The 13,411-nt window shown below is 66.1% G+C and carries 13 protein-coding genes; 6 read left to right on the top strand and 7 right to left on the bottom strand.

Annotation, left to right across the window (positions count from 1 at the left end):
• Positions 1 to 64: 64 nt before the first annotated feature.
• From LSQ66_RS11910 to LSQ66_RS11890, 5 genes are read right to left on the bottom strand one after another with little or no spacing between them, the layout of a single operon-like run.
• A complete protein-coding gene (locus tag LSQ66_RS11910) occupies positions 65 to 301 on the bottom strand; it encodes a type II toxin-antitoxin system Phd/YefM family antitoxin (protein ID WP_231769989.1) in 237 nt (78 codons plus the stop codon).
• Positions 302 to 323: 22 nt separating this feature from the next.
• Positions 324 to 1,658: an HD domain-containing phosphohydrolase gene (locus LSQ66_RS11905; protein ID WP_231769988.1), complete on the bottom strand. Its 1,335-nt coding sequence runs from the start codon at positions 1,656 to 1,658 to the stop codon at positions 324 to 326.
• On the bottom strand, positions 1,655 to 3,082 hold the full coding sequence (locus LSQ66_RS11900) for an ATP-binding protein (RefSeq protein ID WP_231769987.1): 1,428 nt from the start codon (positions 3,080 to 3,082) through the stop codon (positions 1,655 to 1,657). Before LSQ66_RS11900 ends, LSQ66_RS11905 begins: the two co-directional genes overlap by 4 nt.
• A gap of 5 nt (positions 3,083 to 3,087) precedes the next feature.
• On the bottom strand, positions 3,088 to 3,912 hold the full coding sequence (locus LSQ66_RS11895; protein WP_231769986.1) for an HDOD domain-containing protein: 825 nt from the start codon (positions 3,910 to 3,912) through the stop codon (positions 3,088 to 3,090).
• 7 nt (positions 3,913 to 3,919) lie between these two features.
• Positions 3,920 to 4,732: a response regulator gene (locus tag LSQ66_RS11890; protein ID WP_231769985.1), complete on the bottom strand. Its 813-nt coding sequence runs from the start codon at positions 4,730 to 4,732 to the stop codon at positions 3,920 to 3,922.
• Positions 4,733 to 4,886: 154 nt separating this feature from the next.
• Here LSQ66_RS11890 and LSQ66_RS11885 point away from each other — a divergent pair, with 154 nt between their 5' ends.
• Positions 4,887 to 5,093 carry a hypothetical protein gene (locus LSQ66_RS11885; RefSeq protein ID WP_231769984.1) on the top strand — a complete coding sequence of 69 codons (207 nt, stop codon included), beginning with the start codon at positions 4,887 to 4,889 and terminating at the stop codon, positions 5,091 to 5,093.
• On the opposite strand, the gene LSQ66_RS11880 is transcribed toward LSQ66_RS11885, so the two are convergent.
• Entirely contained in the window at positions 5,080 to 6,540 is a 1,461-nt protein-coding gene (locus LSQ66_RS11880; protein ID WP_231769983.1) for a sensor histidine kinase, read from the bottom strand. The genes LSQ66_RS11885 and LSQ66_RS11880 overlap by 14 nt on opposite strands.
• Positions 6,541 to 7,227 carry a response regulator gene (locus LSQ66_RS11875; protein ID WP_231769982.1) on the bottom strand — a complete coding sequence of 229 codons (687 nt, stop codon included), beginning with the start codon at positions 7,225 to 7,227 and terminating at the stop codon, positions 6,541 to 6,543.
• Positions 7,228 to 7,328: 101 nt separating this feature from the next.
• Between LSQ66_RS11875 and LSQ66_RS11870 the strand changes: the two genes are divergently transcribed.
• Genes LSQ66_RS11870 through LSQ66_RS11850 form a run of 5 tightly spaced genes read left to right on the top strand, consistent with a single transcriptional unit; the run spans position 7,329 to position 13,354 of the window.
• The gene (locus tag LSQ66_RS11870; RefSeq protein WP_231769981.1) at positions 7,329 to 8,390 is read left to right on the top strand and encodes a porin; all 1,062 of its coding nucleotides are present in this window, start codon (positions 7,329 to 7,331) and stop codon (positions 8,388 to 8,390) included.
• Positions 8,391 to 8,400: 10 nt separating this feature from the next.
• Positions 8,401 to 9,369 carry a tripartite tricarboxylate transporter substrate binding protein gene (locus LSQ66_RS11865; protein ID WP_231769980.1) on the top strand — a complete coding sequence of 323 codons (969 nt, stop codon included), beginning with the start codon at positions 8,401 to 8,403 and terminating at the stop codon, positions 9,367 to 9,369.
• Positions 9,370 to 9,393: 24 nt separating this feature from the next.
• Positions 9,394 to 10,482, top strand: a complete 1,089-nt coding sequence (locus LSQ66_RS11860; protein ID WP_231769979.1) for an ABC transporter substrate-binding protein — start codon at positions 9,394 to 9,396, stop codon at positions 10,480 to 10,482.
• Positions 10,483 to 10,491: 9 nt separating this feature from the next.
• The gene (locus LSQ66_RS11855) at positions 10,492 to 12,261 is read left to right on the top strand and encodes an ABC transporter permease (protein ID WP_231769978.1); all 1,770 of its coding nucleotides are present in this window, start codon (positions 10,492 to 10,494) and stop codon (positions 12,259 to 12,261) included.
• A gap of 28 nt (positions 12,262 to 12,289) precedes the next feature.
• Positions 12,290 to 13,354, top strand: coding sequence for an ABC transporter ATP-binding protein (locus LSQ66_RS11850; RefSeq protein WP_231770102.1), 1,065 nt, complete (start codon positions 12,290 to 12,292; stop codon positions 13,352 to 13,354).
• Positions 13,355 to 13,411: the final 57 nt, after the last annotated feature.

Genomic DNA, 13,411 nt, shown 5'->3' with positions numbered 1-13,411 from the left:
TAGAGTTCCGTCTAGCAATAAGATCGAGTAGAGTGTAACTGGCTGCTTCGTCAGGGACGAGTTGTTATCGCGCTCCGAACGCAGCTTCCAGGTCGTCTGGCAGAGGAGCGTCGAAATCCGGATCGACGTGAATATTGCCTTTCATCGCACCGAATTTGCGAACAGGTTTGCGAGACTTCGGGGGCACAAGCATGGCCGCGGGGCTGCCTGCGATTGCGATCACAATTTGTTCCCCTTGTTTGACAGCCTCGATCAGTTTCGAAAAATTAGCCTGCGCTTCACGAGTATCGACGGTTCGCACGTGAGCTCCCCCTATGGCAACCCTACGCCTGCGGCTTCGGTGGATGCACGCGGATCGAGAGCCGGGCGCCGCTCTTGGTTTCGAAGTCCAGCACCTGCTGGATCATGCGCTCTTCCATCACGTGTTCGGCCGGCAGCAGGAGCAGGCCTTCGCGGCTGACCAGGTCGGCCGCCAGCGTCATGCCGGGACGCAGTTCGCCGGACAGCACCGCCACTCCCGCCTGCACCGTGTTGGCGCCGCCATCCACCACGGTGCTGAAGGCTGCGACCACGTTCGGGTCGTAGCGCTTGCCGGAAGCGTTCACGATGAGGGCGCGCGCCTCGGCCTGCGGCAGGTGGCGCTGCACGATATGGCCTTGCTGCAGGTTGTAGTAGTCAAGGGCGGGCGCGAGGATGCGCGCGCCCAGGGGAATCTCCAGCCCGCGCCGTCCGTCCGGGAAGCCGTTGCCGTCGAAGCGTTCCATCTGGGCGCGCAGGATGGCGGCGGTGCCGCGCAGGTCGTCCAGCGGCATCAGCAGCTGCTCGGCGCGCAGGGGATGCTTGCGGTACTGGTGCAGGGACTCGCCTTGCAGCAGGGTGTAGGGGGTGGCCAGCAGCTCGTCCGAGAAGCCGATCTTGCCGATGTCGTGCAGCAGGGCGGCCACGAACACGTCCTGGGTCTCGCGCGCATCCAGGCCCAGTTCCCCGCACAGCAGCCGCACCAGTTCCGCGATCTCGCGCGCATGGCCCGGCGCGTTCTGGATGCGCTGCTCCATCATGCTGGAGAAGACCTTGATGGTGGTGATGTAGTTGCGCTTGAGCTTTTCGTTCGCGGCCATCGTGGCCTCGTGCTCGGCGCGCCACTGGCGCGTACGCTCCTCGACCTGGGCCTCCAGGTTGGAGTTCAGTTCCTTGAGTTCTTCGTTCTGCTGGCGCGTGAGTTCTTCCAGGCGCCGCTTCTCGGCCTCCAGCGCATGCCGCTCCAGGGCGTGGCGCACGGAGAGCAGGATCTCGTTGTCGTCCCAGGGCTTGGTGATGTAGCGGTAGATCTGGCCGGAGTTGATGGCGTCCTGGATGGACTGGATGTCGGCATAACCGGTGAGCAGCATGCGCGTGATGTGCGGCCAGCGCTCGCATACCTGGGCCAGGAAGCGCGCGCCGTCCATCTCCGGCATGCGCATGTCCGAAATCACCAGGTCCACCGTTTCCTTCTCGAGCACGGCGAGGCCCTGCGCGCCGCTTTCCGCAATGAGCACGCGGTAGTTCTGCGAACGGAAAAGCCGCCGCAGCGATGCCAGGATGTTCGGTTCGTCGTCTACGCACAGCACCGTTGCCGGTACCGCTTCACTGGCATTGTCGGTCTGGACCGGCATTGTCATTGGCTGTTCTCCGCTTCCTCGGTTGCGCGGCGGCTCACTGGCAGGACGACCCGGATGCGCGAGCCGGCGCCGGGACTGGATTCGATTTCGAAATGGCCGCCGTGTTTCTGTACGATACCATAGGATACCGCCAGGCCCAATCCGGTACCCTTGCCGATGGCTTTCGTCGTGTAGAAGGGGTCGAAAATGCGGCTTTGCACCTCGGGCGACATGCCGCAGCCCGTGTCGCCTACTTCGAACCAGGCGGTATCGGCTGCCGTGTCGTGGCCGGTGCGCAAGGTGATGCGTCCCGGCACGGTTTCAATCGCGTGCGCGGCATTCACCAGCAGGTTCATGATGACCTGGTTGAGCTGGGAGGGTATGCATTCCACGGGCGGCAGCTCGCCGTACTCCTTCACCACCTCGGCCTTGTACTTGATTTCGCTGGCCACGATGTTGAGGGTGGAATCGATGCCCCGGTTCAGGTCGGCCCGCGACCATTCGGCCTGGGCGTCGGCGCGCGAGAAGTCCTTCAGGTCCTGCACGATATGGCGCACGCGCTCGATGCCTTCGCTCGATTCCGTGAGCAGGGCGGCCACGTCGCCGCGCAGGAAGTCCAGCTCCGACTGCGGCAGGGGCAGCACCAGGCCGGGCGCGCCCTGGCAGGCGTCCAGCACCTGGAAGAGCTGGTCCACATAGCGCTTCAGGCTGGTGAAATTGGACAGCACATAGCCGATGGGGTTGTTGATTTCGTGCGCCACGCCGGCGGCCAGCTGGCCGATGGAGGCCAGCTTCTCCGCCTGCAGCAGCTGCTGCTGGGCCAGCTGGAGCCGCTGGTTCACCTGCGTGAGCTCGTGGTTGCGGGCGCGCAGGGCTTCCTCCGCCTCGTAGCGCTGGCGCACATCGTCGGCCAGCTTGCGGTTGCTCTCCGCCAGCTCCGCCGTGCGGTGCCGCACGATCTGCTCCAGATTGTTGCGCGTGGCGCGCATGGCGTTCTCGGCGACGCGCCGCTCCGTGACGTCCTGCAGGGTTTCGATGGCGCCCACCATGCGGCCGTGCTCGTCGTACAGGGGCGCGGCCGTGAAATGCAGCCAGTGGCCCTGGGCGCCGATGCTGGGGAAGAAGTCCTCGATCTCGTAGGCGCCGGGAATCACGGCCGAGGCGGCGAACTCGCGCTGGTAGTGGCGGTGGATCTCGTCGTGGCGGCCGTCCACGATCAGGTCAGCCAGCAGGGGGCGGGCATACGAGTAGAACGGCTTCCAGTGGTTGCTGGTGCCCAGCATGTCGGCCCGGTCCCAGCCCAGGAGATGCTCGCAGGCGCGGTTCCAGTGGGTGACCACGTGGCGGTTGTCGATGACGAAGGTGGCCACGGGGTGCCCGTCGATGAAATCGGACAGGGACACCGTATGCGGCGCTCCGGGCAGCGCGGAGGAATCGGCGGACATGGGCACTACGCCTGGCTGAGCAGGACGTTCTTCAGCGGGCCGAACGCGAGCTGGGTATTGGCCATCACCAGGTCCAGGGCTTCGGGCGGCAAGCCGAGCCGCGCCATGATGGCCGGTCCTTCCTCTCCGGTGCTGCGTTCTCCGGCCAGGCAGTGGGCCAGCACATTGGCGCCCGCCACCAGGGCGCCCAGCTCGCCGCCCGAGCCGTCCTCGGCGTGGTGGGCCGCCACGGCCTCCCGTATCGAGGGCGGAAAGCGCCAGTGCTCGGCCAGGGCGCCGCCGATCTGGGCGTGGTCCATGCCGAGGATTTCCTGTTCCGCCTGCACCGAAGGGGCGCCCGCCTCGATGGCCTCGATCACCTTCTGGTAGTGGGCGGGGAATTGGCTGGCCAGCACCAGGGAGCCCAGGTCGTGCAGCAGGCCCGCGATAAAGGCCAGTTCGCTGTCCCGGCGCGTGGCCATGGCGAGGGCGCGCGCGGCGGCGCCGGCGGCCACCGAATGCAGCCAGAAGCGCTCCAGCGGCGGATGCCCCGGCTGCTGCGGCCACACCGAGGTCATCGCGCAGGCGGTCACGAGGGAACGCACGCTGCGAAAGCCCAGCACGGTAATCGCCTGCTGGATGGTGGCAACCTTGGTGGACAGGCCATAGAAGGAAGAATTGGCCAGGCGCAGGGTCTTGGCGGCCAGGGCTTGGTCGGCGGCGATCTTGCGCGCCAGGGTGCTCACGTCGATCTCTTCGCGGCCCATGCTGCTGAGCAGCTCGGCCGCCACCTGCGGCATGGGCGGCAGGCTCAGGGGCCGGGTCACCAGGCTCTCGGCGGGGGTATTCATGCAGGTCTCACTGGCTCAGGGTGATAAGGGTGCCGCGCGAAGCGGATTTGCTGCCCATGGCGTGCTGCTGCACCTGGTAGCGCCTGCCCGCCAGCTCGATGCTGCGGGCGGCGCCGTCCTGGGCCAGGGCCGCATGCAGCTGCGGCATGGCGGTGGAGCAGCTCTGGCCCAGCAGCAGGCCGTAGTCGCCGAACATGGCGGCGGCCGCGTCGTTGATGAAGACAATGGTTTCCTGGTCGTCCAGCCCGATCACAGGCAGGGGTAGGGAGCTCAGCAGCTCGCGCGCCACGGCCAGGCTGATTTCGTCCAGCACGATCTGCTCCTGCTTTTCCTGCACCAGCTGGCGCATCTGCGCGTTGGCGGCGGCCAGCTTGGCGTTCGCCTCGCTCAGCTCCCGGTACAGGCGCACGTTCTCGTCGCCCACGGCCTTCATGCGGAAGCCGTCGGCGATATTGGCGCGCAGCTGCTCGTCATCCCAGGGCTTGGTGAGGAAGCGGTAGATGGCGCCTTCGTTCACGGCCGCCGTCACCGACTGCAGTTCCGTATAGCCGGAGAGCATGATGCGGATGGTGCTGGGGTAGAGCGCCTTGGCCTGGCGCAGGAAGTCCACGCCCAGCATGCCGGGCATGCGCTGGTCGGACACGATCACGTCCACCGTCTCGTTCTCCAGCAGGGCGAGGGCGGCGGCGCCGCCCGTGGCAGTGAGGATGCGGTAGCCGTCCAGGCGCAGCACGCGGGTCAGCGCCGACAGGATATTCGGTTCGTCATCCACCAGCAGCAGCGTCTTGACTGCCTGGCCATTCGTTTCGTTCGCACCCATTGTTTCTCCCGCAGCGGCAGGCCGCTTGCCTGGGTTCATTATACGGCCAAGCCGCCACGGGAAAACCGCAAGTTGCTGCTGCGCAACGGAAAGCCGGGCCACCCGTGCGCCCGCGCCGCGGCGCCGGGATTAGACTGCTGGGCAGGAGGGCAATATGGCCGTTTTGGAAAACAACGAGGAAGAGCGCCGCGACCGCCTCATGGCGCGGGTGGTCGAGCTCGGCATCGGCCTGCAGCATTCGGCCGGCCTGCCCTCGGCCCACCGCTTCTTCATCCGCTGGCGCGTGCCGCGCCCTGTCGTGCGGCGCGTCATGGGCCAGCCCGCGGAGCGGCGCAGTTGCCCGGCCGTCAGTGAGTATTGAGCGCAGCGGGGAAGCGCAGGCGCACCAGCAGGCCCCGGCCGTTCTCTCCCTCGTGCAGGCTGATCGCGGCCGCGTGCAGCGTGGCGATGTCGCGCACGATGGCCAGGCCCAGCCCCGCGCCGCCGGGGTTCAGCTGCATGGAGGACGAAGCGCGGTAGAAGGGCGAGAACACGCGCTCGCGCTCCGCCGGCGGAATGCCCGGGCCGCTGTCTTCCACCTCGAGCACCGGCGCGCCTTCCTGTTCGAGCACGCGCAGCACCACGCTGCCGCCCGCCGGCGTATAGCGCAGCGCATTGTCCACCAGGTTGGCCAGCATTTCGTGCAGCAGCAGGGCCTGGCCTTGCAGCTGCACTTCCGGCGAATCCTCCAGCGACAGGTCCACCTGCCGGTTCACGGCCTGCGGCGCCAGTTCCAGCGCCACCTGCTGCAGCAGGGCGCGCAGCGCCACTGGCTCGGTCTTGCCGCCCTGGCTGTGCTCCACGCGCGCCAGCATCAGCAGGCGGTTGGCCAGGTGGACCGTGGCGTCCGTCGTTCCCGCGATGCTGGAGAGCACCTCGCGCAGTTCGGGCGCGGCGCCGTGCCGCTCCACTTCGCGCTGCGCCATCTCCGTTTGCGTGCGCAGCACGGCGAGCGGGGTGCGCAGCTGGTGCGAGGCGTCAGCAATGAATCGCCGCTGGCTGCTCAGAAGGCTCTGGATGCGCGACATGGAGGCGTTCATGGCTTCCACCAGCGGGCGCACTTCCTTGTGCACCAGGGCCGGGTCGAGATTGGCCAGGTCGGACACGCTGCGCGCCTCCACCGCGCGCCGCAGCTGCATGAGAGGCTGCAGCACCAGGCGCACGGCGAACCAGATCAGCAGCGTGGCCGCAATGAGCTGGCCCGCCTGCCAGCGAACGGTGTCGAGCAGGATCTTGTTGGTCAGCGTGCGCCGCGCATCCAGGGTTTCGCCCACCTGGATCAGGGCAATGCCGCGCATGGAGTCGTCGTACACCGGCTGCAGCAGGGCGGCGATGCGGATCGGCTGGCCGTTGTAGTTCGCGTGGTAGAAGCGCACCAGGGCAGGGTAGCTCTCGGAGCGCGGCACATTGGGCGGCACGGCCGGCAGGTCGTCGTAGCCGGACACGGTTTCGCCATGCAGGCCCGTGACCTTGTAGTAGATGCGGCCAAGCGTATCGGTCTCGAAGCTGTCCAGCGCCACATAGGGCACTTCGGCCACCACGCGGCCGTCCTGGATGGTGACGCGTTCGGCGAGCGCGCGGGTGGAAGCGAGCAGGGAGCGGTCGTAGGCCTGGTCCGCCGCATCGAGGGCGTTGCGGTAGGCCGACACGGTGTTCAGGGTTTCGAGCACGATGAGCGGCAGCAGCAGCCAGCGCAGGAGCTGGCCGCGCAGGCTGCCCATGCTGCGCTGGCGGAACCGGCCGCTGAGCCGCTCGAACAGGGCCTTCATCTAGCGCACGGCATCGCGCGGCTGCAGCAGGTAGCCGATGCCGCGCAGGGTGGTGATGGCCGCGGCGCCCGGCTCGCCGCGTTCGAGCTTCTTGCGCACGCGGTGGATGTAAAGCTCGATGGCGTCGAGGTTGGCCTCGTCGGAGAGGGCGAACACCTGGCCGAACAGTTTTTCCTTCGCCACGGCGCGGCCGCTGTTGGTGATAAGCGCCTCCAGCACGGCATGTTCGCGCGGCGTGAGCGCCAGGTTTTCGCCGAAATAGCTGAACAGGCGGGAGACCGTGTCGAAACTCAGTTCGCCGCAGCGGTAGACCAGGGCTTCGTTGCCCAGGCCTCGGCGCAGCAGGGCCTTCACGCGCGCCTCCAGCTCCACCAGTTCGAAAGGTTTGGCGAGGTAGTCGTCCGCGCCCAGGTTCAGGCCCTGCACGCGGTCGTCCAGCCCGCCGCGCGCCGTCAGGATGAGCACCGGCGTGCGCGTGCCGCGCGCGCGCAGGCGGCGCAGCACTTCCAGTCCGTCCATCTTCGGCAGCGTGAGGTCGAGGATGATGAGGGAATATTCCTGGGTGTGCAGCAGGGCGTCCGCGTCCGCGCCGTTGTCGGCGCATTCGACGGTCATGTGACTGTCGCGCAGCGCCTTCGCCAGCCAGTGTTGTAATTCTGTATGATCCTCTACCAGCAGAATGCGCATTGAAATTTGGCTGAAAGCCTTTTGAAAGGTTGTGGATTTTATAGTTCGCCCATGCCTGTTGATGGCATGCGGAACACAACTATAAACCCAGGAGACAATCTGTGAAAAGAACTTCCATCGCGATGGCCGCTGCGGCCATGCTGACCGCCGCGGGCGTCCACGCCCAGTCCAATGTGCAAATGTACGGCCTGCTCGACCTGGGCGTCGACTATATGTCCGACGCGGCAGCCAATGGCAAATCCGTGACCCGCGTCAGCTCGGGGGGCATGAACACCTCGCGCTGGGGCCTGCGCGGTTCCGAAGACCTGGGCGGCGGCCTGAAAGCCGTATGGCGCCTGGAAGGCGGCATCCTCATGGACACCGGCGCGCAGGACGGCAACCTGTTCAAGCGCCAGGCCACGGTGGGCCTGGAAGGCGCCTACGGCTCGCTGCTGCTGGGCCGCTCCTTCACCAGCGTGTACGACACCGTCATCCGCTTCGACCCGATGGGCTTCGCTCCCTTCTATTCCTGGGCCACCAGCGGCAACGCCACGGGTCCCAGCAAGTACGGCATGACCACCGGCTTCGATAACCTGGTCAAATATGCAGGCAGCACTGGCGCCTTCAAGTACGGCGTGACCTACGCCTTCGGCGAGCAGGCCGCAAGCAGCGAGGACAGCGCCAAGATCGCCGCCGCCGTGAGCTACGAAGCCAACGGCCTTGGCCTGATGGGCACCTGGGAGCGCATCAACGGCAACACGCTCGTGGCCACGGGCCGCCGCGACAACACCAATGCCTACCACCTCGGCATGTATTACGAGACCGGTCCCTTCAAGGTGTGGCTGGCAGGCCGCAACTACGGCCTGGAATCCGGCAAGGCGGCAACGCCGGACGTGAAGGCCAACACCTACTGGACCGGCCTGGCCTACAAGCCCCAGCCCAACGTGACGCTGACCGGCGCCATCTACTACATGGATGTGCGCAACGTGGCAGCGGGCAAGGACGCGGACCCGATCATGTACGTGGCGCGCTACCGCTACGCGCTGTCCAAGCGCACCGACCTGTATGCAACGGTGGGCTACGCCAAGGCCAAACATGGCCAGCTGGTGGGCCTCTCGCGCGACGACGCAGGCTTCGCGGACGCCCAGCACGGCGCCATGGTCGGCATCCAGCACCGCTTCTAAGACCTGAGCCATGCGCCGCCTCCTGCCCATCCTGCTTGCCTTCCTGCTGCTGCCCGGCAGCGGCATGGCGGCGCCGCGCGGGGTCGAGTGCGTGGTGCCGTCCAAGCCGGGTGGCGCCATGGACCTGACCTGCAAGCTGGTGCGCAGCGGCCTGCAGCTGGTGCCGGACCATGCAACGCGAGCCGTCCACCTGAGCTACATGCCGGGCGGGATCGGCGCGGTGGCCTGGCACTCGCTGGCGCTGCCCGGCCGCAGCGACGGCGATACGCTCGTGGCTTTCTCCGGCGGCTCGCTGCTCAATCTCGCCCAGGGCAAGTTCGGCAAGGCCAAGCCTTCCGACGTGCGCTGGGTGGCGGCGCTGGGCGCGGACTACGGCATGATCGCCGTGCGCGCGGACTCGCCTTACAAGACGCTGGTGCAGCTTATGGGAGCGCTCAAGCGCGATCCGTCCAAGCTGCTGATCGGCGTGAGCGGCACCATCGGCAGCCAGGATTGGCTGAAGATGGCGCTGCTGGTGAAGTCGGCGGGCATCGATCCCAAGGCGCTGCGCTTCGTGGCGCTGGAGGGCGGCGGCGAAGCCTTCACCGCCATGCAGGCGAACTATGTGCAGGTGGTGTCCGGCGATGCGTCGGAAGCGCACCTGATGGCGCCGGGCGGCAGCGTGCGCGTGCTGGCCGTGCTGTCCGAAAAGCGCCTGCCTGGTTTGCTGAGCAATGTTCCCACTGCGCGCGAGCAGGGCTACGACGTGGTATGGCCGATCATCCGCGGCGTGTGGATGGGCCCCAACACCAGGCCTGCCGACTACCAGCGCTGGGTGCGGGCCTTCGACAGCATGATGGCGGCGCCAGAATTCGGCCGCCTGCGCAGCGAAGCAGGACTTTATCCCTTCACCCTTACCGGTCAGGCCTTGACCGACTATGTGCAGAAAGCTGTAGACGAGTACAGCACGCGCGCCAGCCAGCTAGGGCTGATGCGCTAAAAATCCTTCAACGACGGAGACAATATGATGAAGAAAACGATGCTGGCTGCTGCCATGGCAGCCCTGTTCGCGGGCGCCGCAATGGCCCAGGTCCCAGCCGGCTATCCAGCCGACTACCAGAAGCTGATCGACGGCGCGAAGAAGGAAGGCAAGCTGGTGATCTACGGCGCCACCGACAGCAAGGCTACCCAGCCCCTGATCAAGGACTTCAACGCCCTCTATCCCGGCATCACCGTCGAATACAACGACATGAATTCGACCGAGGTGTACAACCGCTTCATTTCGGAAGCGGCGGCAGGCGGTAATACGGCCGACGTGATGTGGTCCTCCGCCATGGACCTGCAGATGCGCCTGGCCTCCGACGGCTACGCCCTGCAGTACAAGTCCGTGGAAGCGTCCAAGGTTCCGGGCTGGTCGATCTGGGACGACAAGGCCTACGGCACCACCTTCGAGCCGGCAGCCATCGTCTACAACAAGCGCCTGCTCGATCCCAAGGAAGTGCCGCAGACCCACGCCGACTTCGTGAAGCTGATCCAGCAGCCGAAGTTCGCCGACAAGGTCACCACCTACGACATCGAAAAATCCGGCGTGGGCTTCATGTTCATGACCCAGGATGCCAAGGAGTATCCGAAGTTCCTGGAACTGGAGAATGCTTTCGGCGTGGCGCGCGTACGCGTGCAGTCCTCCACCGGCACCATGATGGAGCGCATTTCCTCCGGCGAGAACCTGATCGGCTACAACGTGCTGGGCTCCTATGCCCTGGTGCGCGCCAAGACCGATCCTTCCATCGGCGTGGTGCTGCCGAAGGACTACACCCAGATCCTCTCGCGCGTTGTCTTCATCAACAAGTCGGCCAGGAATGTGAACGCCGCCAAGCTGTGGCTGGACTACATGCTCTCCCACCGCGGCCAGACCGTGATCGCCAACGAATCGAAGCTGTACGCGATCCGTGCCGACGTGACGGGCGAAACCACCAGTGCGGACCTGATCAAGCAGGTCGGCAAGGACAACATCAAGCCGATTCCGGTTCATCCCATCCTGCTGCAGTTCCTCGGCCCGGCCAAGCGCATGGCCTTCCTGAAGCAGTGGAAAGAAACGGCTGGCAAGAAGTAAGGACATAGCATGCAAACCGCCCCAATGCCCGCACTGGGCCGCCTGAACTGGCCGCGCGGCCTGGTCGTTACGCTGACCGCGCTCGCCATCTTCACGCCTTTGTGCCTGATCTTCTACCAGAGCTTCCTCTCCGCGCCGTTCTTCGCGCCGGACAAGATGCTCGGGCTGGAAGCTTACCGCTTCATCTTCGATGATCCGGACTTCGTGACGGCCTTCCGCAACGGCCTGATGCTGGCAACGGGGCTGGCCCTCATCGCCGTCCCCCTGGGCGGGATGCTGGCCTTCCTCATGGTGCGCACCGACCTGCCGGGACGCAGCTGGGTCAGCCCGCTGCTCCTGGTGCCCATCTTCGTGTCGCCCATGGTGATGGGCTTCGGCTACGTGGTCTCCATGGGGCCCGTGGGCTTCTATTCCACCTGGGCCAAGGAGCTGCTCGGCTTCATCCCCTGGAACATCTACTCCTTCACCAGCATTGTGGTGATCGCGGGCCTGACCCACGTGCCGCACGTCTATCTCTACGCCTCGTCCGCGCTGCGCAGCCTGGGCTCGGACGTGGAAGAGGCGGCGCGCACCACCGGCGCCTCGCCCCTGCAGGTGATGTTCAACGTTTCCCTGCCCATGATCATGCCTGCGCTGGCCTATGCGGGCGTGCTGGTGTTTTTCCTCGGCTTCGAGGTCTTCGGCCTGGTGCTCGTGCTGGGCGACCCGGAAGGCCACCTCGTTCTGCCGACGTATCTCTATAAGCTCACCAACAAACTGGGCACCCCGTCCTACCACCTGATGGCGGCTGTGGCGGTCTGCCTGGTGATGGTGACCATGCCGCTGGTGATGCTGCAGCGCTGGCTGCTCAAATCCGCCAACAAGTACGTGTCCATCAAGGGCAAGGGCGCGCGCAGCAAGGCCATGCCGCTGGGCCGCTGGAAGTGGCTCGCCTTCGCGCTGCTGGCAGCGTGGCTGGTTTTCACCATCGTACTGCCGCTGACGGGCATTGTGCTGCGCTCCTTCGTGCAGTACTGGGGCGAGGGCGTGAAGCTGGCGGACGTGCTGACCCTGCAGCACTTCCGCGACATCGCCGAACAGCCTTCGCTGGTGCGCGGCATCCTGAACACGGTTCTGATCGGCGTGATCGGCGGCGGCCTCGCCATCTTCTGCTACACCTTCGTGGCGCTGGCCATGCACCGCAAGAACGACGCCGTGACGCGCTTCCTGGACTACAGCGTGCTGGTACCGCGCGCCGTGCCCGGCCTGCTGGCGGGCCTGGCCTTCCTGTGGGTCTTCCTCTTCGTGCCCAGCTGGCTGGACGGCTTCCTGCGCGGCTCGGAGAACGGGCTGGCGCTGTGGCTCTCGGAACACTTCATCCCGGCCTTGCGCGAGCTGCGCTCCACCATCTTCGCCGTGTGGCTGGCCTACTCGGTGGTGTGGATGGCCTATGGCATGCGACTGATCTCCACGGCCTTGCTGCAGGTGGGCCCTGAGCTGGAAGAGGCGGCGCGCGCCGTGGGCGCACGCGGCGGCCAGGTGGTACGCGACGTCACGCTGCCCCTGGTGCGCTACGGCCTGCTGGGCGCATGGCTGATGATCTTCCTGATCTTCGAGCGTGAGTATTCGACGGGCGTGTACCTGCTGTCCCCCGGCACCGAAGTGATCGGCGCCATGCTGGTTTCCCTCTGGGCCGGCGGTTCGACGGACCTGGTGGCGGCGCTTTCCTTCATCAACATCACCTTGGTCGCCATCGGCCTTGGCATCGCGCTGCGCTTCGGCGTGAAGCTGCACGACTGAGGACACAATCATGAAACGAGACCTGAACATGAACGAACTTTCCGTCCACGACCTGCACCTGGATTACGGCCACGGCGCCACCGCCAATCCGATCCTGAAAGGGGTGTCCATGCACCTGCAGAAGGGCGAAGTGGTGGCGCTGCTTGGTCCATCGGGCAGCGGCAAGACCACGCTGCTGCGCGCCGTCGCAGGCCTGGAAAGCCCGCGCGCGGGCCATATCGACATCGGCGAGCGCCGCGTGTTCGACGGCGCCAAAGGCTTCGAGATGCCCGCCGAGCAGCGCAACCTGGGCCTGGTGTTCCAGTCCTACGCGCTGTGGCCGCACAAGACGGTGTTCGACAACGTGGCCTACGGCCTGAAACTGCGCCGCATGGCGGGTGCGGAAATCAGGAGCCGCGTCACCGAGGTGCTGGGCCAGCTGGGCCTGGGCCATCTCGGCGAACGTTTCCCGCACCAGCTCTCCGGCGGCCAGCAGCAGCGCGTGGCGATTGCGCGCGCGCTGGTGTACAACCCGCCCGTGATCCTGCTGGACGAGCCGCTTTCCAACCTGGATGCCAAGCTGCGTGAGGAAGCGCGCGCCTTCCTGCGCGAACTGATCGTGCGCCTCGGCCTCTCGGCGCTGATGGTCACGCACGATCAGGGCGAGGCCATGGCGATCTCCGACCGCATCCTCCTGTTGAACAACGGCCGCATCGAGCAGCAGGGCACCCCGCAAAGCATGTACGAAACGCCGGAAACGCTGTTCACGGCCGAATTCATGGGCAGTAATAACCGCCTGCCTGCGAAGCTGCTGCAGCGCGACGGCCAGCGAGTGACTGTGGACGTGGAGGGCACGCGATTGCAAGGCACGGCGCGCGGCGCGTCGCCGGCCTCGGAGATCGCAGCCCTGATCCGCGTGGAGGAAGTGCGCATCAGCGGCAGCGCCGCGGAGAACGCGCTGCCGGTGCAGCTGTCCACCTGCATGTATCTCGGGGACCGGTGGGAGTGCCTGTTCAAGAGCGGCGAAACGAGCGTGCGCGCCTACTCGCGCACGCGCCTGGAACCCGGCGCCTACTGGCTCCAGCTTCCGGCCGAAAAGCTGTGGGTGTTCTGAAAGAAAATTTCGTTTCTCCGCGCGCGGCTTGCACTTCGCTAGTGTTTTAAAAATGCT

The organism is Massilia endophytica (assembly GCF_021165955.1).
Lineage (GTDB): Bacteria > Pseudomonadota > Gammaproteobacteria > Burkholderiales > Burkholderiaceae_D > Rugamonas > Rugamonas endophytica.
Note: the sequence above shows the minus strand (reverse complement) of the source record. Positions and strands in the feature narration are given on the sequence as shown.

Bases quoted from the DNA above. Each gene is read 5' to 3' on its own strand.
- LSQ66_RS11905 (WP_231769988.1), bottom strand. From the start codon at position 1,658: ATGACAATGCCGGTCCAGACCGACAATGCCAGTGAAGCGGTACCGGCA.
- LSQ66_RS11900 (WP_231769987.1), bottom strand. From the start codon at position 3,082: ATGTCCGCCGATTCCTCCGCGCTGCCCGGAGCGCCGCATACGGTGTCC.
- LSQ66_RS11895 (WP_231769986.1), bottom strand. From the start codon at position 3,912: ATGAATACCCCCGCCGAGAGCCTGGTGACCCGGCCCCTGAGCCTGCCG.
- LSQ66_RS11890 (WP_231769985.1), bottom strand. From the start codon at position 4,732: ATGGGTGCGAACGAAACGAATGGCCAGGCAGTCAAGACGCTGCTGCTG.
- LSQ66_RS11885 (WP_231769984.1), top strand. From the start codon at position 4,887: ATGGCCGTTTTGGAAAACAACGAGGAAGAGCGCCGCGACCGCCTCATG.
- LSQ66_RS11880 (WP_231769983.1), bottom strand. From the start codon at position 6,540: ATGAAGGCCCTGTTCGAGCGGCTCAGCGGCCGGTTCCGCCAGCGCAGC.
- LSQ66_RS11875 (WP_231769982.1), bottom strand. From the start codon at position 7,227: ATGCGCATTCTGCTGGTAGAGGATCATACAGAATTACAACACTGGCTG.
- LSQ66_RS11865 (WP_231769980.1), top strand. From the start codon at position 8,401: ATGCGCCGCCTCCTGCCCATCCTGCTTGCCTTCCTGCTGCTGCCCGGC.
- LSQ66_RS11860 (WP_231769979.1), top strand. From the start codon at position 9,394: ATGATGAAGAAAACGATGCTGGCTGCTGCCATGGCAGCCCTGTTCGCG.
- LSQ66_RS11855 (WP_231769978.1), top strand. From the start codon at position 10,492: ATGCAAACCGCCCCAATGCCCGCACTGGGCCGCCTGAACTGGCCGCGC.
- LSQ66_RS11850 (WP_231770102.1), top strand. From the start codon at position 12,290: ATGAACGAACTTTCCGTCCACGACCTGCACCTGGATTACGGCCACGGC.